Origin of the sequence: Carnobacterium sp., assembly GCF_032094055.1 — a bacterium.
Lineage (GTDB): Bacteria > Bacillota > Bacilli > Lactobacillales > Carnobacteriaceae > Carnobacterium_A.
The window spans coordinates 1-1,603 of record NZ_DAMDAK010000045.1 but is presented as its reverse complement, the minus strand read 5'-3'; the positions used below and the strand labels follow the sequence as shown (position 1 = coordinate 1,603).

2 protein-coding genes are annotated in these 1,603 nt (G+C 34.5%); both read left to right on the top strand.

Annotated features, from left to right (window positions below; translation table 11 throughout):
- Positions 1-345 precede the first annotated feature (345 nt).
- Positions 346-504 carry a hypothetical protein gene (locus RT405_RS08110; protein WP_313469022.1) on the top strand — a complete coding sequence of 53 codons (159 nt, stop codon included), beginning with the start codon at positions 346-348 and terminating at the stop codon, positions 502-504.
- Positions 505-534: 30 nt separating this feature from the next.
- On the top strand, positions 535-1,152 hold the full coding sequence (locus tag RT405_RS08105; protein WP_313469021.1) for a recombinase family protein: 618 nt from the start codon (positions 535-537) through the stop codon (positions 1,150-1,152).
- The last annotated feature ends 451 nt before the right edge of the window (positions 1,153-1,603 follow it).

The following is a 1,603-nucleotide window of genomic DNA, read 5'->3' as shown; positions in this document are numbered from 1 at the left end:
GCGAGAAAACGTAAAATTGTAAAAAATGAAAAATAGCAACTTTACGAAAATCGTGAAATTAAGAAATTAAGTAAATTAGTTTTTAACTGTGTTTTATACTCTTTTATTGCTGCTTAAATTAGTCCCTAAAATAAGTGCCGTAAATAACATTTAAAATAGACGCTAGAATAAGGCTCTATAATAGGCGCTTTATTCAACGTTATATAACAACCCTTAATGTTGATAATAAATAATGTGTTTTAAGAGTATACCCAAAAGTTACAAAAATAAGTGTTGACAGACTAACGTTATGGGTGTACTCTAAGGGTGTACTTTAAAAGATACATAAAACAAGGAGGAAACAACATGATTAATTTAACAGTATTAAATAACATTATTGAGGCAGTAGGGGCTAATACGTTTATAGATGATCTAGTAGGACGTATGACAGCAGAGGACGCAATAGCAGCTATTGAGAGCATTGCAGCAGAGAACGGACTAGACGTTAATACAGAGGGGCTGTAACAGCTTATATAAGAGTAAGGAGGAATAAGCATGATAGTAGGCTATGCACGTGTATCAAGCAAAGAGCAGAACTTAGATAGACAGTTGAAAGAGCTAGCAGACGCAGGAATAGAGCAGCTATTTACTGAGAAAGTTTCCGGTAAGAATGTAGCAGATCGTCCCGAATTTAACAGGCTACTTAGTTATGTAAGGAAAGGCGACACTATCGTAGTCAGCTCTTTAGACAGATTAGGACGTAACTATGATGATATTAAAGAAACAGTTGCTAAACTGAGTAAACAGCAGATAAGTATACAGATATTGGACGCGCCTTTTCTTAACTTTAATACAGGTAATCCTAGTATGGATAAAGCAATGTTTGATATGTTCTTAAGCCTTTTATCGTATATTGCTGAGAATGAGCGTGTAAAGACGTTAGAACGTCAAAAACAAGGCATTGCTATTGCTAAAGAAAAGGGCATATACAGAGGCAAGCCCTTAGAGTACAGTCCTAACGCTAAGGATAGAAAGAAACGTATTATCTACAATAATATTGTTACTGAGCTTAAAGCAGGAACTCCTATAGTTAAAATAGCTAAGGATAATGACGTTAGCCGCAATTTGATTTATAGGATCAGAAAAGACTTACAAGGCAGTTTAATCAGCTAATTTAATACGGTACTAGCCCCTAAAATGAACGTTAAAAAGGGGCTTTAGTGTTAAAAACTGCTACTAACGTTGTTTTCCAACTATTATTTGCATAGCTTACAGCCTCCGTCTGCGTGCTTTAGGTGTAGGGTAGTGTTCAGTTTTGTAAACTCAATTTAAACGTTTATTCGCTTAGTACAGGGCTTTATAGCCGTTTTTGCTTTCTTTACACTTTACTACAAGCCTCTCAGCCTAAAGCTGTTTAGAACGCTTATATTTAGCTTATATAGTGTAATAAACTTGTACAAAGCTCATAATAATGCGTTTAAATTATACTAATAATCGCTGTAGTATTAGGGCTAAATAATAAGTAAAACAGCAGTCATTTAGCTTGGGCATACGGTTATATAAAAACGTTTGACATTGGAATAACTGATCCTCTATAAAGTATTGCAAAAACTAAATAAGTGGT